Origin of the sequence: Rhizobium terrae, assembly GCF_003425685.1 — a bacterium.
GTDB classification, from domain to species: domain Bacteria; phylum Pseudomonadota; class Alphaproteobacteria; order Rhizobiales; family Rhizobiaceae; genus Neorhizobium; species Neorhizobium terrae.
Map to the genome: position 1 here is coordinate 284,987 of NZ_QJKM01000001.1, position 21,273 is coordinate 306,259.

At 61.1% G+C, this 21,273-nt stretch carries 22 protein-coding genes and 1 pseudogene; 18 read left to right on the top strand and 5 right to left on the bottom strand.

Annotated elements, in window-relative coordinates; all coding sequences use genetic code 11:
- Window positions 1-119: 119 nt before the first annotated feature.
- Window positions 120-1,010 carry a helix-turn-helix domain-containing protein gene (locus DMO26_RS01225; protein ID WP_205421160.1) on the top strand — a complete coding sequence of 297 codons (891 nt, stop codon included), beginning with the start codon at window positions 120-122 and terminating at the stop codon, window positions 1,008-1,010.
- A gap of 48 nt (window positions 1,011-1,058) precedes the next feature.
- Here DMO26_RS01225 and DMO26_RS01230 read toward each other — a convergent pair whose 3' ends face one another.
- Complete coding sequence (locus DMO26_RS01230) at window positions 1,059-3,209, bottom strand: TonB-dependent siderophore receptor (protein ID WP_117190194.1); 2,151 nt, start codon at window positions 3,207-3,209, stop codon at window positions 1,059-1,061.
- A gap of 327 nt (window positions 3,210-3,536) precedes the next feature.
- On the opposite strand from DMO26_RS01230, the gene DMO26_RS01235 reads away from it, so the two are divergent.
- From DMO26_RS01235 to DMO26_RS01270, 8 genes are all read left to right on the top strand, one after another.
- Entirely contained in the window at window positions 3,537-4,535 is a 999-nt protein-coding gene (locus DMO26_RS01235) for an iron-siderophore ABC transporter substrate-binding protein (RefSeq protein ID WP_117190195.1), read from the top strand.
- On the top strand, window positions 4,532-5,575 hold the full coding sequence (locus DMO26_RS01240) for a FecCD family ABC transporter permease (RefSeq protein ID WP_162894663.1): 1,044 nt from the start codon (window positions 4,532-4,534) through the stop codon (window positions 5,573-5,575). Before DMO26_RS01235 ends, DMO26_RS01240 begins: the two co-directional genes overlap by 4 nt.
- A gap of 2 nt (window positions 5,576-5,577) precedes the next feature.
- On the top strand, window positions 5,578-6,612 hold the full coding sequence (locus DMO26_RS01245) for a FecCD family ABC transporter permease (RefSeq protein WP_117190197.1): 1,035 nt from the start codon (window positions 5,578-5,580) through the stop codon (window positions 6,610-6,612).
- Window positions 6,609-7,436, top strand: coding sequence for an ABC transporter ATP-binding protein (locus tag DMO26_RS01250; protein WP_117190198.1), 828 nt, complete (start codon window positions 6,609-6,611; stop codon window positions 7,434-7,436). Before DMO26_RS01245 ends, DMO26_RS01250 begins: the two co-directional genes overlap by 4 nt.
- Window positions 7,433-8,497 carry a DUF2218 domain-containing protein gene (locus DMO26_RS01255; protein ID WP_117190199.1) on the top strand — a complete coding sequence of 355 codons (1,065 nt, stop codon included), beginning with the start codon at window positions 7,433-7,435 and terminating at the stop codon, window positions 8,495-8,497. Before DMO26_RS01250 ends, DMO26_RS01255 begins: the two co-directional genes overlap by 4 nt.
- 323 nt (window positions 8,498-8,820) lie before the next feature.
- Window positions 8,821-9,510 (top strand): TetR/AcrR family transcriptional regulator, encoded by a 690-nt coding sequence (locus tag DMO26_RS01260; protein WP_117190200.1) that lies wholly within the window; start codon window positions 8,821-8,823, stop codon window positions 9,508-9,510.
- Window positions 9,507-10,361, top strand: coding sequence for an amidohydrolase family protein (locus DMO26_RS01265; RefSeq protein ID WP_117190201.1), 855 nt, complete (start codon window positions 9,507-9,509; stop codon window positions 10,359-10,361). The genes DMO26_RS01260 and DMO26_RS01265 overlap by 4 nt, the downstream gene beginning before the upstream one ends.
- Before the next feature lie 49 nt (window positions 10,362-10,410).
- Entirely contained in the window at window positions 10,411-11,400 is a 990-nt protein-coding gene (locus DMO26_RS01270) for a Bug family tripartite tricarboxylate transporter substrate binding protein (protein ID WP_162894678.1), read from the top strand.
- A 124-nt stretch (window positions 11,401-11,524) separates the two neighbouring features.
- Here DMO26_RS01270 and DMO26_RS01275 read toward each other — a convergent pair whose 3' ends face one another.
- Both DMO26_RS01275 and DMO26_RS01280 read right to left on the bottom strand, forming a co-directional pair.
- Window positions 11,525-11,803, bottom strand: a complete 279-nt coding sequence (locus tag DMO26_RS01275; protein WP_117190203.1) for an HU family DNA-binding protein — start codon at window positions 11,801-11,803, stop codon at window positions 11,525-11,527.
- A 59-nt stretch (window positions 11,804-11,862) separates the two neighbouring features.
- Window positions 11,863-12,147, bottom strand: a complete 285-nt coding sequence (locus tag DMO26_RS01280; protein WP_117190204.1) for a WGR domain-containing protein — start codon at window positions 12,145-12,147, stop codon at window positions 11,863-11,865.
- A gap of 170 nt (window positions 12,148-12,317) precedes the next feature.
- Here DMO26_RS01280 and DMO26_RS01285 point away from each other — a divergent pair, with 170 nt between their 5' ends.
- Window positions 12,318-12,539, top strand: coding sequence for a hypothetical protein (locus DMO26_RS01285; protein WP_117190205.1), 222 nt, complete (start codon window positions 12,318-12,320; stop codon window positions 12,537-12,539).
- Between the two features lie 197 nt (window positions 12,540-12,736).
- On the opposite strand, the gene DMO26_RS01290 is transcribed toward DMO26_RS01285, so the two are convergent.
- A complete protein-coding gene (locus DMO26_RS01290) occupies window positions 12,737-13,225 on the bottom strand; it encodes an anthrone oxygenase family protein (RefSeq protein WP_117190206.1) in 489 nt (162 codons plus the stop codon).
- A 117-nt stretch (window positions 13,226-13,342) separates the two neighbouring features.
- Here DMO26_RS01290 and DMO26_RS01295 point away from each other — a divergent pair, with 117 nt between their 5' ends.
- The 4 genes and pseudogenes from DMO26_RS01295 to DMO26_RS34270 all read left to right on the top strand — a co-directional run.
- Window positions 13,343-13,912: a TetR/AcrR family transcriptional regulator gene (locus DMO26_RS01295; RefSeq protein ID WP_226951147.1), complete on the top strand. Its 570-nt coding sequence runs from the start codon at window positions 13,343-13,345 to the stop codon at window positions 13,910-13,912.
- Window positions 13,913-14,379: 467 nt separating this feature from the next.
- Window positions 14,380-15,420, top strand: coding sequence for an ABC transporter substrate-binding protein (locus tag DMO26_RS01300; protein ID WP_205421161.1), 1,041 nt, complete (start codon window positions 14,380-14,382; stop codon window positions 15,418-15,420).
- Window positions 15,421-15,433: 13 nt separating this feature from the next.
- The gene (locus DMO26_RS01305; RefSeq protein WP_117190209.1) at window positions 15,434-16,237 is read left to right on the top strand and encodes an ABC transporter permease; all 804 of its coding nucleotides are present in this window, start codon (window positions 15,434-15,436) and stop codon (window positions 16,235-16,237) included.
- Window positions 16,234-16,629 (top strand): annotated as a pseudogene (locus DMO26_RS34270) (ATP-binding cassette domain-containing protein); the annotation flags it as partial. The gene DMO26_RS01305 and the pseudogene DMO26_RS34270, both read left to right, overlap by 4 nt.
- A 123-nt stretch (window positions 16,630-16,752) precedes the next feature.
- Here DMO26_RS34270 and DMO26_RS34275 read toward each other — a convergent pair.
- A complete protein-coding gene (locus tag DMO26_RS34275) occupies window positions 16,753-16,950 on the bottom strand; it encodes a hypothetical protein (protein ID WP_226951174.1) in 198 nt (65 codons plus the stop codon).
- Window positions 16,951-16,979: 29 nt separating this feature from the next.
- Here DMO26_RS34275 and DMO26_RS01315 point away from each other — a divergent pair, with 29 nt between their 5' ends.
- The 4 genes from DMO26_RS01315 to DMO26_RS01330 all read left to right on the top strand — a co-directional run bounded on the left by DMO26_RS01315 (window position 16,980) and on the right by DMO26_RS01330 (window position 21,174).
- A complete protein-coding gene (locus tag DMO26_RS01315; protein ID WP_117190211.1) occupies window positions 16,980-18,200 on the top strand; it encodes an NnrS family protein in 1,221 nt (406 codons plus the stop codon).
- Between the two features lie 156 nt (window positions 18,201-18,356).
- Window positions 18,357-19,379, top strand: coding sequence for an ABC transporter substrate-binding protein (locus tag DMO26_RS01320; protein ID WP_117190212.1), 1,023 nt, complete (start codon window positions 18,357-18,359; stop codon window positions 19,377-19,379).
- The gene (locus tag DMO26_RS01325; RefSeq protein ID WP_117190213.1) at window positions 19,376-20,416 is read left to right on the top strand and encodes a FecCD family ABC transporter permease; all 1,041 of its coding nucleotides are present in this window, start codon (window positions 19,376-19,378) and stop codon (window positions 20,414-20,416) included. Before DMO26_RS01320 ends, DMO26_RS01325 begins: the two co-directional genes overlap by 4 nt.
- The gene (locus DMO26_RS01330) at window positions 20,413-21,174 is read left to right on the top strand and encodes an ABC transporter ATP-binding protein (RefSeq protein WP_117190214.1); all 762 of its coding nucleotides are present in this window, start codon (window positions 20,413-20,415) and stop codon (window positions 21,172-21,174) included. Before DMO26_RS01325 ends, DMO26_RS01330 begins: the two co-directional genes overlap by 4 nt.
- Window positions 21,175-21,273: the final 99 nt, after the last annotated feature.

Below are 21,273 nucleotides of genomic sequence, written 5' to 3' on the forward strand. Positions count from 1 at the left end.
GGGCACTGTGACGAACTTGAGAATGCTGCCGGAGAAAATTGCTGCAATCGAACATTTTTGGCGGTGCGCGGCCTGATGGTGCGATATTGTCCAGATTAGGCAAGGAACGGATTCCGACATTGAGCTATTGGCATTCCATGATTTGGCATACCGAAGGGATTCGGGTGACTGCCCCGGTTAGATGGCGTCAGTTCGACGGCCTGGTGAGTGTCTTCTGGGAAGCCGAAAGCCAGTCTGGGGCCAGGGGCTATTACCTGTCGGACGATCCGCGGATCATGATTTTTTTCAACGATGTATCGCGCATTCGAATGTCGAACCGGGACGGCGGCCTCCAGCAGCATTACCGCCCCATGACGCGCGCGATCTACGTTCCGCCCGGCGTCCCCATGTGGACCAACAGCGATACGGCGCATCGTTTTTCGCATCTCAATTTGCACATGCACAAGGACCGGCTGCTGCGGTATCTGTCACCTTCGGTCGGAGCATCGGCTGCGCTGGCGGCTTTGCGCCGTCCCGTCGAAATCCAGGATGCCGGAGCAATGGAAACGCTGGCGAGCCTGGTGGTCGATGAGGTCTCGAAGCCGTCGAGGCACGCGGTCTATGCCGAAAGCCTCGTCGGCAGCATCGTGACCGGTCTTCTCGATATTCCGGAACAGGGCACCGAACAGGTCAACGGCAGGCTGACGCAGGCGCAGATGAACAAGCTGAACTCGCGCATCGATGGGCTCAGCGACTGCCGTTTGACGGTAGCCGACATGGCCGCGACAGTCGGCCTGTCGGAGAGCTGGTTTTCCAATGTCTTCAAGCAGACGACGGGCAAGACGCCGCTGCAATGGCAGCTTGGAAAGCGCATCGACCTGGCGAAGAAGTTTTTGATCGACAGCGACCTCACCGTCGCGGACATCGCCGCCCAGCTCGGTTTTTCCGATCAGGCGCATCTGACCAAGGTTTTCCGCCAGATCGTCGGCGCTACGCCTGCCGCATGGCGGCGCATGCAGCAGACGCACTGACCGAAAAAGTCCCACCCGCCGTCGCGCGCGTCGGGTGGGACAGGCTTGTCACCAGGTCTGGCGCAGCGTCGCCATGATTGCCCGGCCAGGATTGTAGTAATACGCACCGCCGTCGTCGTTGGCGATATGCTTCTCGTCAAACAGGTTGGTGGCGTTAACCTGCAGCGTCGTATGTTCCTGGATCTTGTAGGTGAAGGCTGCATCGAAGACGACGGCGCCATCCGATTTCCGGGTATTGGCGTTGTCGAAATAATAGGGGCCGATATAACGAGCGCCCAAGCCGAAGGTCATGTCGCCGCGACTGCCATTGCCTGCCAGCGTGTAAGTGCCCCAAATCGAAGCTGTGTGTTCCGGCACCTGGGCAAACCGCTTGCCGTCGTAGGTGACGCCATTCTCAACGATATTCGAGTCTATGTAGGAATAGGCCGCGATCAGGTTGATGTTATCCATCACCTCCGCCTTAGCCTCGATATCAATGCCCCGATGCCGGACCTTTTCAACCGTCGCCGGCAAGTAGGTGGGAGCCTCGTAGGTCGTGATGTTCTCCATCGTGAGATCGTAGACCGACGCACTGAACAGGGCCGGGAAGGCTTCGGGCCGATACTTGACGCCGACTTCATACTGCGTGCCGATCGTCGGCTCGACGCCTGCGCTCGGCGGCGCGACGGATTCGGCATAGCTCGCAAAGGCGGCAAGTTCGTCGGTGATCTTGTAGCTCACCCCAAAGCGCTTGCTGAACTTGCTGATATCGGATTCGCCGCTAAACGGGCCGGTAAAAGCATTGTCGCCGACTTCCTTGAGGTCGAACCAGTCGTTGCGCAGGCCGACGCTGACCGTCAGCTTGTCGAAGAACGTCAGGTCCTCCTGGAAATAGACGGCATGGGTCTTCTGGTTGCTTTCTACGGTGTTGTAGGGCGCGAGCGCTCCCGGCCCGCCGGAATAGATGGGGCTCTGCCAATCGATGTCCGGTGCAGCCGCATAATAGGTGTCGTTGTCCGAATCGAGCTTGTTGTACTCGATGCCCAAAAGCGTGCGGCTTTCGACGTCGTTGAAGTTCGTTTCGTAGATCAGGTGCGCATCGACGATGAACTGCTCGATGGTCTTGTCGCTACCGAAATAGGAGCGGTCGATCAGGCTATCCGCCGGGTCGCTGGCACCCAGCGCATCCCAGATGTAGGCATAGCCGAATCCGGTATCGGTCTTGCTGTAGCGGGCGCTGGCATTGAAGGTCAGGCCGCTTCCGAAGTCATGATCGAAAATGAGGCTGTAGGTGTTCCGGTTCGCCGTATTGTAATTGTAGTTCGGCTCGCCGAAGAACTGGTCCCTGTCGAGATTCGTGAACCTCGGATGACCGCCGCCACTCGGCGTGCCATCCCGGTCCAGGTGATCGAACACGAAGGAGAGGCTGGTCGCGTCCGTGGGGCGCCAGGTGATGCCGCCCATGATGAAGTTCTCGTCGTCCTGCGAGTAATCATATTCGGCATCCGACCGCTGAAACTTGCCGGTCAGGCGGTAGGAAAGCGTATCGTCTTCGGTGATGTTGTCGCCGAAATCGAAGCCTGCCTCCTTGTGAGCGAACGACCCGCCGGTGCCATAGACCTCACCGAAACGTTCGCTTTTCGGCAGTTTCGTCACGTAGTTCACCGAACCGCCCGGATCGGAAACCCCGAAGCCGGTGGAATTGGCACCTTTCAGTATCTCGATGCGCTCAAAGGCATAAGGCTCTTCCAGAAGCCCGCCCCAGCTTCGGCCGATGGCCAGACCGTCGCGATAAGTGAAGGGGGAGAAGCCGCGGATCTTGAAATAGTCGTAGCGATCGTCCGAACCGTAGTAATCGGTGACCACGCCGGCGGTATACTGCACCACCTGCTCGATGCTGTTTGCACCGCGCTCCTCGATTTCCTTGGCGGTGACGACGGAAACCGAAGCCGGCGTCGTCAGGACATCGCTCGGCATCTTGCCGACGCCCGTGGTCTCGGTCGCGACGATCGACTTCGAGTCGTTGCTCGTATCGAGGACGCCGGCCGAACCATTGGCATCAAGCACGATCGGCGCCAGCGTGGTGGAGGAACTGTCGGCGTCCTGGGCAAAGGAGACCGCCGGAGAAAGAGCGCCAAGCGCCGTGCAGCCGAGAAGGACGGCGTTGCGCCAGCGAAGGCGGGTCCGATGCGCGCGACGGCCAGTTGTTTCGATTTTCATATTCGCGTTCCAGAACTGATTTTCACCATGGCTGGCACCCGGCGGGAGGTTCCGGGCACATGCCGCTGCCGGGAACGCGCCAAGCAGCACTCGGCAATCCGAAATGTTCGGAAGATGTCCCCGCATCCGGCAGCCGTCATGGTCTCGTCGATGTCCCCGTCACGGTTACTAACTTGAGTAGTCTTATCCAGTATTGTAGATTTCCGGAGTTTTGTACGATCCCATGGAAATCTCACCGGCCCCGCCCGTCGCCACCGCTTAACCGTTGACGCACGCGCTTTAACCTGAAAGTGGAAGTCCACTTAAACGTTAGGCGGAGTGTGCACAATGTTTCGGTTCTTGCATTCGCTACTGGCCGTCGTGGTGACAGGCGTCTGGATGGCTGCATCGGGCAGTGCGCTGGCAGATGAGAGCACGGCCTATCCGGTCACCGTCAGGCATGCGTTCGGAACGACCGTCATCGTGAAGAAGCCGGAGCGCGTCGCGACGGTTGCTTGGGCAAATCATGAAGTTCCTTTGGCGCTGGGTGTGGTGCCGGTCGGCTTCGCGAAAGCCAATTTCGGCGACGATGATGGCGATGGCCTGCTGCCCTGGGTGGCTGAAAAGCTGGCCCAGCTCAAGGCTGGCAAGCCGGTGCTTTTCGATGAGGGGGACGGCATCGACTTCGAAGCGGTCGCAGCAACCCGTCCCGATGTGATTCTGGCCGCCTATTCGGGTCTCAGCCAGGCGGATTACGATACGCTGAGCCGGATTGCTCCTGTCGTCGCTTATCCGCAAGCGCCCTGGTCGACCGACTGGCGCGAAATGATCCGCCTCAACAGCGCCGGGCTGGGTATGGCCGCCGAGGGCGAGGCATTGATCGCGAAGATCGAGGCCGACATCACTGCAACGATCGCCGGACATCCCGAACTCAAGGACAAGTCGGCGATGTTCATCACCCATCTCAGTGCATCGGACCTCAGCATCGTCAATTTCTACACGACCAACGACACCCGCGTGAAATTCTTTGCGGATCTCGGTTTGAAGTCGCCCAAGAGCGTCGTCGAGGCATCGACTCCCGGAAAATTCTCCGGCTCCATCAGCGCAGAGCGGATCGATGCCTTTGACGACGTCGACATCGTCGTCACCTACGGCAACCAGAAACTGCTCGATGCATTGGCCAGGAACCCGCTCATGGCCAGGATGCCCGCCGTATCGAAGGGGGCGCTCGTCCTGCTCGGCGGAAATCCGGTCGGTACGGCGGCAAATCCGACACCGCTTTCGATCTCCTGGGTCCTCAAGGATTACGTCGCCCTGCTTGGCAATGCCGCCAGAAAGTCCAGATGATCGCTGAAAACCTCAAATCATCCCCGCGATGGTTCGTCCCGGCGCGGTCGAACCGAACCCGGAGCCTCTGGCTGGCGGGGATGGCCTCGCTTCTCTTCCTGTTATGCGCGCTATCGATCATGATCGGCACGCGTGACGTCGCCCTGACGGACGTTGTTGCAGGGCTTGCCGGGCAATTGGACAGCATCGGCCAGGCAGCGGTGAACGTCCGTATTCCAAGGACGGCGCTCGCAGGGTTGGCTGGGGCGGCACTCGGGCTTGCCGGAGCGATCATGCAGGGCGTGACCCGCAATCCTCTCGCCGATCCGGGCATTCTCGGGGTGAACATGGGGGCGTCGCTCGCCGTCGTCGTCGGCGTTGCGTGGTTCGATATCGCTTCGGCCGAAGCCTATATCTGGACGGCGATCGCAGGCGCAGGTTGCGCGGCGGTTTTCGTCTATACCATCGGCTCCCTGGGGCGTGGCGGCGCCACGCCGCTCAAGCTGGCGCTCGCCGGAGCCGCGACGTCGGTTGCCTTCTCCTCGATGGTGATCGCGGTTGTGCTGCCGCGCGCCGATATTGCGGGCGGCATTCGTTCCTGGCAGATCGGCGGTGTCGGCGGCGCGACCTTCGAACGCATCCTTCCGGTCCTGCCGTTTCTTGCAGCCGGTTTTGCAATCAGCCTTCTCTCAGCCAAAAAGCTGAACTCGCTGGCTTTGGGTGACGAGCTCGCGGCCGGGCTCGGCGAGCGCGTCGCCGTTGCCCGCGCCGTGGCCGCGCTTGGCGCGATCCTGCTGTGCGGCGCGACCACCGCGGTTTGCGGGCCTATCGGCTTTCTGGGGCTGGTCGTGCCACATCTCTGCCGCCTGCTGGTCGGTGTCGACCATCGCTGGCTCCTGCCGTTTTCCGCGTTGGGGGGAGCCTGCCTGCTGCTGGCTGCCGATATCGTCGGGCGCATCATAGCCAGGCCGGCCGAACTCGACGTCGGCATCGTCACCGCCCTTGTGGGCGCGCCGTTCTTCATCTGGATCGTCCGGCGCCAGCGGGTTCGCGAGTTGTGACAATGTTGTCTCCCACTCTTCATCTCATTGTCGACGGCCGCCGGCGCCGCGCACGCAGGCACCTCGCTGTGATTGCCGTGCTGCTTGTTCTGATCGTCGTGATCTTCGCGCTGACGCTGTCGCTCGGGCAATCCTTCACGCCGCCGGGCGATGTGCTGCGTGTGCTGCTTGGCGAGAATGTCCAGGGGGCGACCTTTACCGTGGGGCAGCTGCGACTGCCGCGGGCCGTTCTTTCGATCATCGCGGGCTTGAGCTTCGGGCTCGGCGGAGTGGCCTTCCAGATCATGCTCCGCAATCCGCTTGCGAGCCCCGACATCATCGGCATCAGTTCCGGTGCGAGCGCCGCGGCCGTATTCGCGATCGTCGTGCTGTCGATGAAAGGCCCGGCCGTCTCGGTCTTCGCCGTCATCGCCGGCCTGGGTGTTGCGCTCATGGTTTATGGCCTTTCATCCAAAAACGGCGCCGCGGGAACGCGGCTCATCCTCGTCGGCATCGGCGTATCCGCCATGCTGGAGAGTTTCATCGCCTATGTTCTTTCTCAGGCGCCGGCCTGGAATCTGCAGGAGGCGATCCGCTGGCTGACAGGGAGCGTCAACGGCGCGCAGCTTGGCCAGGCGGCACCACTTCTCGTGGCGCTCATCGTCTTCGGCGGACTTCTGCTGAGCCGTTCACGCGATCTGGAAGCGCTTCGGCTGGGTGACGACACCGCTTCGGCGCTAGGCGTGAGGGTCTCGGCCACGCGCGTGATGATCATCGTCGCTGCGGTCGGCATGATCGCATCTGCTACGGCGGTGACGGGGCCGATCGCTTTTGTTGCCTTCCTGTCCGGGCCGATCGCCGCCCGCATCGTGGGAAATAGCGGTTCGCTGCTGATACCCTCGGCCCTGATCGGTGCGACGCTGGTGCTCGCAGGCGATTATGCCGGTCAATTCCTCCTGCCAAGCCGCTATCCGGTCGGCGTGGTGACCGGCGCCCTGGGAGCTCCCTATCTGATTTTCCTGATCGTCCGCGTCAACCGGACCGGAGGTTCGTTATGACGGTCCATTCGCTCATCGCGAAGCAGCTCTCTGCCGGATACGGTGACGCCGAAATTCTCCATCAGCTCGACCTTGCGGTTCCGCCCGGCAAGATCACTGTGATCGTCGGCGCCAATGCCTGCGGCAAGTCCACGCTTCTGCGCGCCCTGTCGCGACTGCTCCCTCCCACTACAGGGCACGTGCTTCTGGACGGCAAGTCGATCCACCGCACGCCCCCCAGGGAACTCGCCCGGACTTTGGGCCTGCTGCCCCAATCGCCGATCGCGCCCGAAGGCATCACCGTCGCCGATCTTGTCAGCCGCGGGCGGCATCCGCACCAGGGTCTCTTTTCGCGCTGGTCACGCAAGGACGACGAGGCCGTGGCGGGCGCGCTTACGGCGACCAAGACCGAAGACCTCGCCGAAAGGCCGGTGGACGAGCTTTCCGGCGGGCAGCGCCAGCGGGTCTGGATCGCCATGGCTCTGGCACAGCAGACGGAAATCCTTCTCCTGGACGAGCCGACGACATTTCTCGACATCAGCCATCAGGTGGAAGTGCTGGATCTGCTGACCGACCTCAATCACGACCGGGGAACCACCGTCGTCATGGTATTGCATGATCTCAACCTTGCGGCGCGCTATGCGGATCACCTCGTCGCGATGACTGAGGGGAGGGTGCACGTCTCCGGGAGACCGGAAGAAGTGCTGACCGAAGAGAACGTACGGCAAGTCTTCGGTCTCGAAAGCCGCATCATTGCCGATCCCACCTCCGGCCGGCCGATGATGCTCCCGATCGGCCGGCATCGGATGACGACGTCACAGGATTTTACGGAGAACCGGCCATGAACGCAGTTCAGCAATTCACGCTTTCGGGCATCGCACTTCCGAAGGATGCCGGAAGCATGCTCGATGAGATCTGCGAACATTTCGTCGAGCATGCCGACGTGCAGCGGACGGAAGATTTCGCCCTGCTGAAGAGCAAGGCCGGCACCGCAAGCATTCGCGTGCAGGATCGCAAGCTCCTGATAGAACTGGCCTGCCCTTCGGAAAAAGCATTGCAGATGAGCCGCACGAGCATCGCGGAGCATCTCTTCTATTTTGCCGGAGAAGAGCCGTTCGAATTGAGCTGGTCCGAACCGGCACCGCTCTCCGTGCTGCCGAACATTCACGAGGTCACGGTCGTTTCCGCCGAGGATGTGACACCGCATATGCGCCGCGTAAAGTTCAGCTGTGCCGATGTCACGCCGTTTGTCGGCGGTGACCTGCATGTTCGCCTCCTTGTTCCTCCGAAGGGCAGGCATCCGGTGTGGCCGGGCTTTCGCGCGGACGGCCGTGTCGCATGGCCGGAGGGCGAGGACGAGCTTCTGGTTCGGATCTATACGATCCGCGCCGTCGACGTCGAGCGAGGGGAACTGTGGATCGATTTCCTGCAGCACCCCGCCTCCGGCGTCCGAACGCCCGGAGCCGATTTTGCCCGCGATGCGCAGCCCGGCCAGCTGGCAGCGCTGCTCGGACCAGGGGGCGGGGGCCTTCCTGCGGCAAAGTCCATCCTTTTCGTGGGAGACGAAAGCGCGCTTCCCGCCATTGCGCGGATCGCCGCCGAAATGCCGTCGGACACGCGGATGCAGGCAATCATCGAGGTGCTGGATGCGGCGGAAGAGCAACCTCTTCCATCCGTGGGGTCGCTCGACGTCCGCTGGCTGCACCGAAAGGCATATCCGGCCGGCCTGAAGAGTATTCTTGCGGAAGAAGCCAGGAAAGCCATTTCCTCCATGGAGGAAGAAACCTTCGTGTGGATCGCCTGCGAAAAGGAAGACGTACGTTCAGCCCGGGCGTTCCTGAAAAGCCGGGGGCACAGCCGAAAGAACATGTATGTGGCCTGGTATTGGGAGCGAGACCCCACCTGAAGCCGGACTGCACCTTTACTGGCGCATCCTGATCCTGCTCCGGTCAAGCAAGGTATCCGTTAAGCTCGTGGTCTGACGGCGGCTTCCGTCCGACTACGAGGTGTCTTCTAGAATACCATCGAAATGCCGGCGCCATTTCGGCAGGTCGCGCTGTCGCGGGCATGGCGGAATCGGCCATGAACCAGGCGAGGGCGGTCGTTTAAATCAATCATCGCGCATCCAGGCTGACGTTGCGGCAATCACCTTGACCGCGGAAGCTGCGATTGACTCATCTTCAATTTGTACATATGTACAAATGATATAATCAATCGAACAAATAAATTATGCGACCGAGCATCCGCGACACCCTCCTGAAAAGCGCTGTCACGCTGTTTGCCCTCAGTGGCTATAACGCCGTGTCGCTGCGGGACATTGCCAAGGCGGCGGGGGCGAATGTCGGCAGCATCACCTATCACTTCGGCTCCAAGGCAAATCTGCTGAGGGAGATCTACGACCGTCACACGAAACCGATGAATGCCCGCCGCCGGGAACTGCTGGGCGAGGCGCGCCGCATCAGCAATCCGGAGGAACGGCTGATGGCGATCCTCCGGGCCTATGTGGTGCCGGCCTTCATCTCTTCATCGGAGGGGGATGGCGGGGGAGCGGAGTTCACCCGCATGCGCGCGGTGCTTTCGGCAGAAGGCAATTCGGATGCGCGGGCGATCATCGCCGACGCCTTCGACGAGACGAGCCACGCCTTCATCGACGCCGTTGCCGAATGCGTGCCCGGCGCGCCGCTGGAGGGGCTTGTCTGGCGCAGCCAGTTCCTGCTCGGCTCGCTCTACTATGCGCTCATCAACCCCGAACGCGTCACGCGTCTTTCGGGTGGAGTGATCGACGGAAACGACCGGGAGGCCGCCGCCGACCAGATCGTCAAGGCCAGCTACGCCAGCTTCCGAAGCCTGTCGGTCGAACCCGCGAAAGTGGATGCCGGAAGCCATATACCCGAGCCTGCTCAAGGAAAAACCGCATGAACGATACGAATGCCCGACATCGCCGCAAGCCGGCCTTTTCCCTGCCGATCAATAGCTGCGATGCTCATTGCCATGTGTTCGGCCCAGGCAACACCTTCCCCTACGCGCCGAACCGCCGCTACACGCCGGAGGACGCTCCGAAGGAAGCGCTGGCGGCATTGCACGAGCGGCTCGGGATCGGTCGGGCGGTGATCGTGCAGGCAAGCTGCCATGGCGCCGACAACCGCGCCATGCTGGATGCCATCGCCTGGCGGCCGGATCGCTACAGGGGAGTGGCGATCGTCGACGATACGTTCGATGATCGCGCCTATCAGGCACTCGACGAGGGAGGCGTGCGCGGCGTGCGCTTCAACTTCGTGCGCCATCTCGGCGGCGCGCCTGACATGGCTGTTTTCGATCGTGTCATCGACCGGATCAAGGATCTCGGTTGGCATGTCGTGCTGCATCTCGACGGTGCGGATATCGTGCCGCTCGCCGAGATGATCCGCCGCCTGCCTGTCCCCTTCGTGATCGACCACATGGGCCGGATCGATACGTCGCTGGGGCTCGGCCAGCCGGCCTTTCAGACTTTGCTGGAACTGGCGCGGCTGGAAAACTGCTGGGTCAAGGTCTGCGGTTCCGAGCGGATTTCGAGCTTTCCTTTCGATGCGGCGATCCCGTTCGCGCGCGCGCTCGTGGAAACAAGCCCGGAGCGGACGCTCTGGGGAACCGATTTCCCGCATCCCAATCTCAAGGAGCCGGTGGACGAGGCTGATCTCGTCGATCTCGTCACGCGCTTTTCGCTGACGGCGGAGGAGCAGCGGCGCCTCCTCGTGGAGAATCCCGCCCGTCTTTACGGTTTCGACGCTTGAACCAAACTCAAAGGAGGAGGATGAAATGAAGATCGACAAATTGAAGGCGATGGCGGGGCTTGTCCATCGCCGGGGCGCATTGACGGCTTCCGTTGCCGTCGCGTTGGCGCTCGCCCTGCCGGGCACTGCGGCAGCTCAGGAGAAGTACCCCTCGCGCGACATCACGCTCGTACTGCCCTTCGGCCCGGGAGGCATTGCCGATATCACCGCCCGCGTGGTGGCGGAATCGCTTGGCAAGAAGCTCGGGCGGCAGATCGTCATCATGAACCAGCCGGGCGCCGGCGGCGCGACCGCAGCACGCGCGGCGCTCAATGCGGAAGCCGATGGCTACACGCTGGCGCTTCTCTCGAACGGCACGGCAATCAGCGTGCCGTTGTTCAAGAACCTGCAGTTCGACCCCGTCAAGGACTTCGTGCCGGTATCGAGCCTCGCCTATTTCGACTTCGTGTTCGTCACCAAGGCGAATGGCAAGTTCAACGCGTTGAAGGATGTCCTGGAAGCGGCCAAAGCCAAGCCGGGCGCATTGAATGTGGGCACGATCAATGTCGGCAGCAGCCAGAACCTGGCTGCCGAACTCTTCAAGTCGGCATCCGGCGTGGATTTCACGATCGTTCCCTATAAGGCGACGCCGGATCTTCAAGTCGCGCTGCTCGGGGGTGAGCTGGACGTCATCGTCGACAGCCAGACTGCCCTGAAGGCTGCCTTGCAGCAGAACCAGGCAATCGCCATCGCCTCGTCCGGTCCGGTCCGCTCCAGCCTGCTGCCAAATGTGCCGACTGCGGCCGAGCAAGGCGTCAAGGATTTCGACGTCACGTCGTGGAATGCGATCTTTGCGCCGAAAGGCACGCCGCCGGAAGCGGTGAAGGTGCTGAACGCCGCTCTCGTCGAGGTTCTCGCCGATCCGGCATTGCAGAAGCGCTTCGCCGATCTCGGTGTCGAGGCCCGGTCCAGCACGCCTCAGGAAATCGGCAAGCGCCTTTCCGACGATATCGCCAAATGGTCGGCAGTGATTCAGAAGGCCGGCATTCCCAAGCAATGAGCCGGATGAATTCGCGCGTTCGCGGGGCTGGCACAGGCTGACCGGCGCGCCCCTTGTCTCCGTCAGGGCGGCGATCCGAGTCATTGAATAGCCCCGTCCCATGGAACGGGGCTATTTTTCCTCATCACTTGTTCAGCGCGTCCTTCAGGGCCTTGGCAGGCGTGAAAGTGAGCTTCTTTGCAGCTGCTACCTTGATGGTCGCGCCGGTCGCCGGATTGCGTGCTTCGCGCTCCGGCGTATCCTTGACCTTGAACTTGCCGAAGCCCGGAATGGACGTTTCGGCGCCCGAGGTCGCAGCCCCGGTGATCGCCGCAAACACGGCTTCGACGATAGCTTTGCCCTGCGCCTTGGTCAGGCTGTGATCGGCTGCAATCTTGTCTGCGATTTCATTGGTGGTAGTCATGACCGTTCCTCGTTGAACACAAGGAATCCTTTCACCGGAAAACCCCGCTGTCACGGCGTTTAACTATCGGAAAGGGCCTGTTTGCCGGCCTTTCCACAATTTCCCACCGGTTTATAGCCTTTTTGATGCTTTCGTCGCGCCAACTTCAGGAAATGTGCCGCAGCCTCCTGTTCGCTCGCGAAGACTTCGCTTTTTTCTCCACCACGCTTGCCGATCCTTCCCCAGCAACGCATGAGCACGATTTCGCCGAACAATGTCGGCTGTATGGAAAGCATGTAGTAACGCGCCATGTTTCTGGCATTGTCGATACGCCGGGCGTAGAAGTGATAGGGGTCATCAGCCATGGAGATATCGTCTCCGGATGCCCCCGGCATGTCCAACGAGAGTTTTGAATCGATTGGAGGCCTTCGATTCACGGAGGTGATGGATTGCTGCGGTAACGGATTAGTTGGGCAGCACTGGAATTTGCCGGGAGGAGGGGTTAGACCGCCTTTCGGCAAGAGACGGACGAACGATGGAAGATACAATCAAGATCGACAACAGGGGTGATTTCGGGCTCTGGGCAATCGAGATCGCCAAACAGATCGTCAGCGACCAGGGTTTCGAACTGGCCAAGGCCGCCCGGGACGGCACGGAGGATGACCTGCGTGCCGCAGGAAATGCCCTTGGCCAAGCGATCACCAAAGCGCTGATGGAAGTTTACGACGGCCTGCTGGAAGGAATATCCGAGGACTAGCCGCGGTTTCTGGTTCGGAGTCGCGGTCATCTTGGTGATGGCGGTACCTACTATGATTTCAGAAGTAATCCGACCGCTGTTGATGCAAGGCGTTTGGCGAGCTTTCCGTCCTCGGAACCAGACGGCTGGCCTTGTTTGCTCTGGTTGCGAATTTCAGAACTGCATATGACGCGGTTATCCGGGCCTGCCGTTCCCGATCATAATTTCGCTAATCCAAAGGACGCAAACGCCAAGGATATTCCTGAAGCCATCGCTCTTACATGGTTCCAGAACTGCCATCGTTGCGAATAATCCTGCCAGATAATCCGTGCGGTCTCGACGTCGTGGGGAACGGTCGTCGCAGCCAGAGCTTCGTTCATCGGTACGTTCACCGTCATCGTGAGCAACAGTCCGAAGACCAGATAGACGACCGCCGCTGCAGCGAACCAGCACGCGGGCACATTGTAGCCGCGGAAATATGCGGCAGCCGCAGTGACGCCGAGGACAACCGGCGTCAGAAAGAATGCCGGAAAGAACACGACGTTGCGGACAGAAGCATTCATCGCTTGCATGGCCGCGATCGCCACGCGGGAATCTGCTCGGTCGAGCCCCCACATCGTGGAACAGACCCAGGCGTAGAAAAACCCGAAAATTGCCCCGCAAAAAACGATCGACGTCGTGGACAGTCCTAAAAGGATCCTCGGCATTCCATTTCCCCATAGCCGTATTGATGTGTACGCCTTGATATAGACGTATAAGCGTGTACGGTTTCTGTCAAGACGTTGAGGGTTTCGATGCGGAAAGACATTAGGGCGGAGCGTCACGTGGAGATCGAGAAGGTGGCCTACAAGCTTTTGGACGAGCGAGGCTATCGTGGGACGTCCATGCTTGGCATTGCCAAAGCGGCAAAAGCGTCCAACGAAACCCTCTATCGCTGGTACGGCGACAAGAACGGTCTCTTCAAGACAATGATCGAAAGCAACGCCCGAGAGACAAAGGTGGCGCTCGCTGCGGCTGTGAGAGACGATGCCGATCCTCTGGCAACCCTCGAGCATGTGGCTCCGATCCTGCTCTCGATGCTGCTTGGCGAGAAAGCGATATCCTTGAACAGGGCTGCTGCTTCAGACGAAAGTGGTGAACTAGGCACGATGATTGCTGCCGGTGGCCGTGATTGCATGTTTCCGCTGATCGAGAAATTGATCGCACGCGGCCTCGCAACAGGCGTTCTGGCAGCGCCATCGGCGAGGCTGGCAACGGAATGGTTTCTCGGCCTGCTAATCGGCGATCTTCAGACCAGGCGGGTCATAGGAACTCTGCCCCTGCCTTCCGACGAGGATATCCGCTCAAGAGCCACCGCCGCGGCCAGCGCATTCAGAAAGCTTTGCGGCACGTAGGTCGTATTCGGCATGCAAAATTGGCTCTTCTCCGTTCGGCACGATTGCGTCGTTCATCCAGATCGATATGGGAGGAGGTGCGTTCCATTGCGTCTTCCTTGCGAGTGGCAACCCGCTGGTATCATTCGCAAGTCGCACTTCATTCTTGAACCCACCCCTCTACACACAAAAATCAGATAATATAGCTTATGGAACTGGGGATCGCGCTGGAAACGCTGAGGTCGGGTGCAAATTTTGAAGCGGCCCGAATGCAGAACTTCCGCCAAAACCAATTGTCCGATTCATTTGATCCAGCGCAAAGAGGCGAGATGCCCTCCCTCGTAATCATGACAATGTTAGTCATGATTTTGCCGCTACGACCAACCGTCTGGAGCGGCCCTTGCCATCGTACCCGTCGCGATCTGGCGACCGCCACAGGCTGCGTCATGTCATCGCGCAGGTCGATTTCTCTAGAAGGAGGGAAACAAGTGAACCGAAGCATCATTTTGGATCGGGGTTCAAAGGCGGCGGAATCGCCCTCTTCCCGGCCGGGATTGACCCGTCGTGCGCTCTGCGTTGGTCTGGCCGGAGGGCTTGCGCTGCCGTTCATCGGCAAGGCCCGGGCCGCCGCCATTTCCGATTTGCAGCTGTTCGGGCCTCCGGCCGGGCCTTCCGTCACGCTTGCCTATGCCGCAGGCGCGGGCTTTCTGAACGGGATCGCCGACAAAGTGTCGTTCAAGGTCTGGCGGACGCCGGATGAAATGCGGGCCGGCCTGACGTCCCGGACCATGCATGCCGTGGTCATGCCGGTGACGGCTGCTGCCAATCTTCACACCAAAGGCCTCGGGTTGAAGCTCGCAAACGTCATGACGAACGGGCTTCTCTACGTGATTTCCAGCAATCCCGCGGTTCGCCAGTTTTCCGATTTGAAGGGACGGAAGGTCACCGTGCCGTTCGCCAACGACACGCCGGAACTGGTCTTCGACGCGGTCCTCGCCCATTACGGCATGAGGGCGGGAACCGATGTGGCAGTGGATCGGGCCGGCACGCCGACCGAGACCATTCAGATGCTGCTTGCGGGACGTATCGATCTCGCCATCGTTCCGGAACCCGCCGCCACGGCCGCAATCCTCAAGGCGGCTGCCGGTGGCAAGACGATCCATCGTGCAATCGATATGCAGGCCGAATGGGGCAAGGTTACCGGCCTCGGTCCTCTCATGCCGCAAGCCGGCCTCGCCTTCAGCCAAACGTTTCTCGACGAATATCCGGACAAGGTCGAGCCATTGCTCCTGGCTATCGAAAAAGCGGCGGCAGCGGTGATCGCCCATCCGGCCGAAGCAGCAAAGCACGCTGCCCCCGCCCTGGAGCTTCCCCCGCAAGTGATCGAGAAGTCGATCCCCTATGCCAATCTCGTCGCCACTCGGGCGCGCAGCGCACGTCCGGAACTGGAGGCCCTCTACAAGGCAATCAGCGCCGCCAATCCGCAGATGATAGGCGGCCGTATGCCGGCAGAAACGCTGTACCTGTAGGCTGGCGGTGTCGATGGCAACCGCGCGCCTGGCGAGAACGGGTCGTTTCGTGTGGTCCGGATGGGCAGGTCTCGCCGGCCTTTCCGTATTTGCAGCAGTCTGGCAGGCGGGGCACGAGGCATACGGCAGCTTCATCCTGCCGGCGCCGGCCGAAACCTTCGCCAGCGTGGTCGCGCTCCTGGCGGAGCCGGAAAGCTGGCGGATCGTTTGGGCGACAGCAGGACGTGCCCTTCTCGGTTTCGGCATTGCGGCAGGCATCGGAACTATGGCGGGAACATTGGCTGGTTATCATCCCGCCATCATGCGGCTGGCGCGTCCGCAAATCACGCTGATGCTTGGCGTGCCGCCCATCGCCTGGATCGTCCTGCTGATGATCTGGTTCGGCAACGGCGTCGGGACGGTTTCCGCCACGGCTGCCGTCGCCTGTCTGCCGATCGTCTTCATTGCGGCGGCGGAAGGCATTGCGACACGAGATCGAGGCCTTGACGACATGGCTCGCGCCGCGGGTCTCGGCCCCATCAGGCGGCTGCTTCGCATCGGGATGCGGCAGATGCTGCATACGCTCTTTCCAGCGCTCGTGATGGCGCTCGGCACTGCGTTCAAGGCATCCATAATGGCCGAGCTGCTGGCCAACGCGGGCGGGGTCGGGGAGGAATTGGCAGTCGCACGCGCCAATCTGGACGTGTCTCTAGCTCTCGCCTGGATACTGCTTTCCGTCACCGCGCTGATTACCGTCGAATATGGCCTCCTTCAGCCGTTGAGAGCGGAGATCGAGACGTGGCGCGAAGCGGCCCGGCCATGGGGAGTAAGGCGATGACGCTGCTGCAGCTAGATAAGGTCGGCCACGCCTTCCTCGGTCGAACAGTGCTCGAGCGAATCGATCTGGGGATCTCGGCTGGAGAGCTCGTCGCCCTGGTGGGACCGTCCGGATCGGGAAAGAGCACGCTGGCTCATATCGCAGCAGGCCTTGTCGAACCACGGATGGGACGGGTAAACCGCAGATACCGACGACACGCGGTGATCTTTCAGGAACCGCGTCTTCTTCCGTGGAAGCGCACAGCCGACAACATCGGGCTGGGCCTTGCCGGCCAGCGCGTCGGCGGCGATGCCCGTCGGCGAAAACTGCATGCCGTTGCTTCCCGCGTTGCGCTCGAATACGGCGATCTGGAGAAATTCCCGGCGCAACTGTCGGGCGGAATGCGCCAGCGGGCGGCGATCGCACGTGCGCTCATCGCCGAACCGGACTTCATCTTCTTCGACGAACCCTTTTCGGCGCTTGATGTCGCGCTCAAACGGCGGATGCAAGACATCGTCGTCGACACCGTCGCGCATTCAGGCCTCTCCGGATTGTTCATCACCCATGACCTCTCGGAAGCCGTCCGGATCGCGCATCGCATTCTCGTCCTCGATCGCAATGGCCGTGGCATCGCCGGCAGCCGCATCGTGCCTTCTCGACCGGGAGAGCGGGACGACCGTTTCGTGTTCGAAACATCCGTAGAATTCCTTGCCGGCGATCGCCTGTTCGCCCATGTCAATGACTGCGACGAGCGGAGCCTTCCGTGACGTCCGACCTGTCTTCTGTTCATGCGCCCCGGCGCACCTGGCTTGCTGCGGCCTCGCACGAGGGGCTCCGGCTGTTCTTTCCGCTTGCCGCATTTCATGCGGCGCTGTGGCCGCTGCTCTGGGTCATGCTCTGGAAGTTCGATCTCCCGTTTTCCGGCGGAGCGGTTCCAGCACACTGGCATGCCCACGAGATGATCGTCGGCTCGTACGGTGCAGCCCTGATAGGCTTTCTCACATCGGCGCTTCCCGAATGGACCGATACGCCTCGTCTTCATGGCCGACCGCTTATCCTCCTCGCCTTCTTGTGGAGCGTGGGGCGGATATCCGGCCTCTTGGGCGCTCCGGCGATGATTCCGATCGGAGCGCTTGCGGATCAGGCATGGTTCGCCTTTTTGATCGCATACCTGATCTTCCTGTCATGGCGCCGCCGGACCACTGGACTGACGGGCTTCATCGCCTTCCTTGCCGTTTTGGCCGCCGCCGGCGGGATGCTTCGCTTCAGCCTGTTCCAAAACGACTTCGATCTCGGAGAACGCGCGGTCTGGATGGCGACATTGGCCTTTCTCGGCCTGCTCGGTCTTGCTCTGGCGCGCATCACCGTGCCCGTGACGAACCTGATCCTGGACCCGAGCGAAGCCACGTCACCGTTTCGGCCCCACCCCGGCCGCGTGAACCTTGCCCCAGGACTGGTAGGACTTCTGTTGGCGGCATATCTGTGCGGGGCAACTGAAACAGTGAGGGGTTACCTGATGCTTGCCGCAGGCGCCGCCTTCCTGGATCGCGTGGCGGACGGTTTCGTCGGCAGGGAAACCGCTCGAATCGAGATTGCCGCTCTGTGGATATCCAGCGGCCTTGCAGGTATCGGCCTTCTGTTCGGCGGCCTGTCGTGGATCGGCCTGCCGTTCTCCCTCATCGGCTGTCTGCACCTCATGCTGATGGGTGGACTGGGGATTGGGATCCTCGCCGTATTTTCGATCGCAGGCCTGCTTCATACGAGTCGGCCGCTGATATTTTCGCCGCGAACGAAACTCGCTTTTCTGTTCATGCTGGTCGCTATTTTCCTGCGAACATTCCCGGAATTCTTTCCAGATGTTCTTCCGTCCAGCGTTCCGCACGGAGTGACCGCCGCCTTCTGGACCGGATCGCTCATGCTTTGGCTGGCGGCCTACCTTCCTCTGCTATGGTCTCCCAAGACCCTCGACGGCCAAAGCTGCTGAACGCAGGGCAATGCAGGTTTGCCCACAGCCATCTTCGACGAGCGCGACGGGATGATGATCGCAGGAAATACTTGACAAGTGCAGTCTTGTTCAAAGAGGTCGTCCACGTTATAGGCGCTGCACCACGAATGAAACTCTATTATCAGGAACGTCAAAGTGTCTGCCTTCAGACCTCTTCTTGTCGCCGGCCTCTCAGCCGCGCTTAGTTTTGCTGCAGCCCAAGCTTCAGCGGCGCCGACGCAATATCCGCTCACGCTCGACAATTGCGGCGCCAAGGTTACCATCAACAAGGCACCGCAGCGGGCGATCGGGCTTGGTCAGAACAGCGCCGAGATCATGCTGCTGCTCGGCCTCGAGGATAAGATGGCGGGCACCGCTTTCTGGCCGAGCAAGGTTCTGCCGCAGCTGGCCGAAGCCAATGCGAAGGTTAAGCTCCTGACCGTCGAATTCCCGACTTTCGAATCGATCCTGGCGCAGAACCCGGATTTCGTCGCCGCAGCACTTCCGAGCCTAATCGGCCCGACCAGCAAGGTCGCAAGGCGCGAGGATTTCGATAAGGTCGGTATTCCGAGCTACATTTCGCCCAGCACCTGCCTCAGCACCGAGAAGGCAAAGGATCAATATGGCAGTCGTGACCAGTTGTGGAGCATGGATCTGCTCTACAAGGAAATCGACGAGCTGTCGCAGATCTTCGACGTCGCCGACCGCGGCCAGGTTCTGATCTCCGACTTCAAGAAGCGGGAAGCGGCATTGCGCGCCGGCGTGTCTAAGGACGGGAAGAAGCTCTCCTACGTCTTCTGGTTCTCCAGCCCGTCCCCAACCGCCGATGCCTATCTCGGCGGGAAGAATGGCGCATCGGGCTTTATCGCCGATCTTCTCGGCGGCAGGAATGCGATCACCGCCGAGGCGGAATGGCCGACGCTTGGCTGGGAAGGCATCATAGCCGCCGCTCCGGATGTCATCGTTGTCGCCAATCTCGACCGCAACCGCTGGGAACTCGACAAACCGGAAGCCAAGATCAAGTTCCTGAACACGGATCCGGCCGTCAGCCAGATGCCCGCCGTCAAGAACAAGGCCATCGTCATCATGGACGGCCAAGCCATGAATCCGACGATCCGTACCGTCTACGGTGCGGAACAGGTGGCCGAACAGCTGAGGGTCCTCGGTCTGATCAAGTGACTGCGTCCAGCCGTTCCCTCCAGCAGATTGCCGCCTTCTCCGCCCTCCTGCTGGCGTCTCTCGCGGCGATCGGCCTCGCCGTCGGCATCAGCGTCGGGATAGGTGATCTGCCCATCCCTCTCGCAACGACGTTCGCTGCCGTCACCAACAGGCTGGGATGGACGGCGGTCGAACTCAATCGCATCCACGAAACCGTGATCTGGGACTATCGTCTCAGCCGCGCCCTTGTGGCGGCCTTCTGCGGTGCGGGTCTTGCACTTTCGGGCGCCATCATGCAGTCGCTGCTACGCAACCCCCTTGCGGAGCCGTATGTGCTCGGCATCTCCGCCGGGGCTTCCACCGGTGCCGTCGCCATCGTCATTCTCGGTGTTGGAAGCGGCACTGTCTCGCTGTCGGCCGGAGCTTTTGCCGGTGCATTCGCAGCCTTCTTCTTCGTTGCCCTCCTTTCCAGCGGCACGCGGGGCGGTGCTGACAGGACGATCCTCGCCGGCGTAGCCGCCTCTCAGCTATTCAATGCCGCCACATCTTACGTCGTGACGACATCCGGCAATGCGCAGCAGGCCCGGGACGTCATGTTCTGGCTGCTTGGCAGCTTCGGCGGTGTCCGGTGGCCGGAGTTCATGCTGGTCTCGGCAATCATCGGCTTCGGCCTTGTCGCCTGTCTTCTTTACGCCAGGGTTTTGGATGCCTTTGCCTTCGGCGACGAAGCCGCCGCCTCGCTCGGTGTCAATGTTGGACGAGCGCGCATCGTGCTTTTTGCCTTGACCGCGATGATGACTGCGACGATCGTCAGCATGGTCGGATCGATTGGTTTCGTGGGCCTCGTGGTGCCACATGCGGCGCGCTTTATCGTCGGACCACTCCATATCCGGCTGCTTCCCGCCTGCGCCGTCATGGGAGCCATCTTCATGGTACTTGCCGACATTGCCTCGCGCGCTCTCATCCCTCAGCAGGTCCTGCCGATCGGCGTCGTCACGGCGTTGGTGGGCGTACCGTTCTTCTCCGTCATTCTCTATCGGTTCCAGCGCGCGTCATGAGCATCAACGCCGAAAATCTCGTCTGGAAAATAGGCAGGAAGACCATCCTCGATGGAGTTACCTTCGAGGCGAAACCGGGTGAGATGCTTGGCCTGCTTGGTCCGAACGGCTCCGGCAAAACCTCGCTGCTGCGGCTGCTCGCGGGCCTGAAACGACCGAATTCCGGCCGCATCACGCTCGACCAGAAGGACATCGGAACCATCGGGCGCCGCACGATCGCGCAGCGCGTGGCCTTTGTCGAACAGCATGCAACGACCAACGCCAATCTCAGGGTCGTCGACGTGGTCAAGCTCGGGCGTTTCCCGCACCGCTCGATGTTTTCCGGCTGGACGCTCACCGACGATCGCGCCGTGGAGGAAGCCCTTGAACGAGCCGGCATGACCGGCAAACGCAACGACCGCTGGCAGAGCCTGTCCGGCGGCGAAAAACAGCGTGCGCACATCGCCCGTGCTTTGGCGCAATCGCCGAAGGAACTCATCCTCGACGAGCCGACCAACCATCTCGATATCCAGCACCAGATCAGCCTGATGCGGCTCGTCTCCGGCCTGCCTCTCACCAGCATCATCGCTCTGCACGACCTCAACCACGCGGCCATGTTCTGCGACAGGCTGATCGTCATGCGACAGGGCGGGATCGTCGCCGCCGGAACGCCCGACGAGGTGATGACGGAAGATTTGCTGAGAGACGTTTTTTCCGTCGAGGCGAGGATCGAAACTTCGCCGCATCACGCGCGGCCGCATATTCATTACTTGCGATAATATCTGCCATCTGACATGGCCTCCTAACAAACGGACGCGAATGACGCATATGACTTGGCGCGGCCTGCGGAAGTCTTTTTCGAGAGTGCGCACTGAATG

Coding starts and splice junctions, on each gene's coding strand:
- DMO26_RS01245 (WP_117190197.1), top strand. CDS start 5,578: ATGTTGTCTCCCACTCTTCATCTCATTGTCGACGGCCGCCGGCGCCGC.
- DMO26_RS34275 (WP_226951174.1), bottom strand. CDS start 16,950: ATGGGCGAACAGGCGATCGCCGGCAAGGAATTCTACGGATGTTTCGAA.
- DMO26_RS01285 (WP_117190205.1), top strand. CDS start 12,318: ATGGAAGATACAATCAAGATCGACAACAGGGGTGATTTCGGGCTCTGG.
- DMO26_RS01290 (WP_117190206.1), bottom strand. CDS start 13,225: ATGCCGAGGATCCTTTTAGGACTGTCCACGACGTCGATCGTTTTTTGC.
- DMO26_RS01275 (WP_117190203.1), bottom strand. CDS start 11,803: ATGACTACCACCAATGAAATCGCAGACAAGATTGCAGCCGATCACAGC.
- DMO26_RS01250 (WP_117190198.1), top strand. CDS start 6,609: ATGACGGTCCATTCGCTCATCGCGAAGCAGCTCTCTGCCGGATACGGT.
- DMO26_RS01255 (WP_117190199.1), top strand. CDS start 7,433: ATGAACGCAGTTCAGCAATTCACGCTTTCGGGCATCGCACTTCCGAAG.
- DMO26_RS01260 (WP_117190200.1), top strand. CDS start 8,821: ATGCGACCGAGCATCCGCGACACCCTCCTGAAAAGCGCTGTCACGCTG.
- DMO26_RS01270 (WP_162894678.1), top strand. CDS start 10,411: ATGGCGGGGCTTGTCCATCGCCGGGGCGCATTGACGGCTTCCGTTGCC.
- DMO26_RS01330 (WP_117190214.1), top strand. CDS start 20,413: ATGAGCATCAACGCCGAAAATCTCGTCTGGAAAATAGGCAGGAAGACC.
- DMO26_RS01265 (WP_117190201.1), top strand. CDS start 9,507: ATGAACGATACGAATGCCCGACATCGCCGCAAGCCGGCCTTTTCCCTG.
- DMO26_RS01240 (WP_162894663.1), top strand. CDS start 4,532: ATGATCGCTGAAAACCTCAAATCATCCCCGCGATGGTTCGTCCCGGCG.
- DMO26_RS01235 (WP_117190195.1), top strand. CDS start 3,537: ATGTTTCGGTTCTTGCATTCGCTACTGGCCGTCGTGGTGACAGGCGTC.
- DMO26_RS01230 (WP_117190194.1), bottom strand. CDS start 3,209: ATGAAAATCGAAACAACTGGCCGTCGCGCGCATCGGACCCGCCTTCGC.
- DMO26_RS01280 (WP_117190204.1), bottom strand. CDS start 12,147: ATGGCTGATGACCCCTATCACTTCTACGCCCGGCGTATCGACAATGCC.
- DMO26_RS01305 (WP_117190209.1), top strand. CDS start 15,434: ATGGCAACCGCGCGCCTGGCGAGAACGGGTCGTTTCGTGTGGTCCGGA.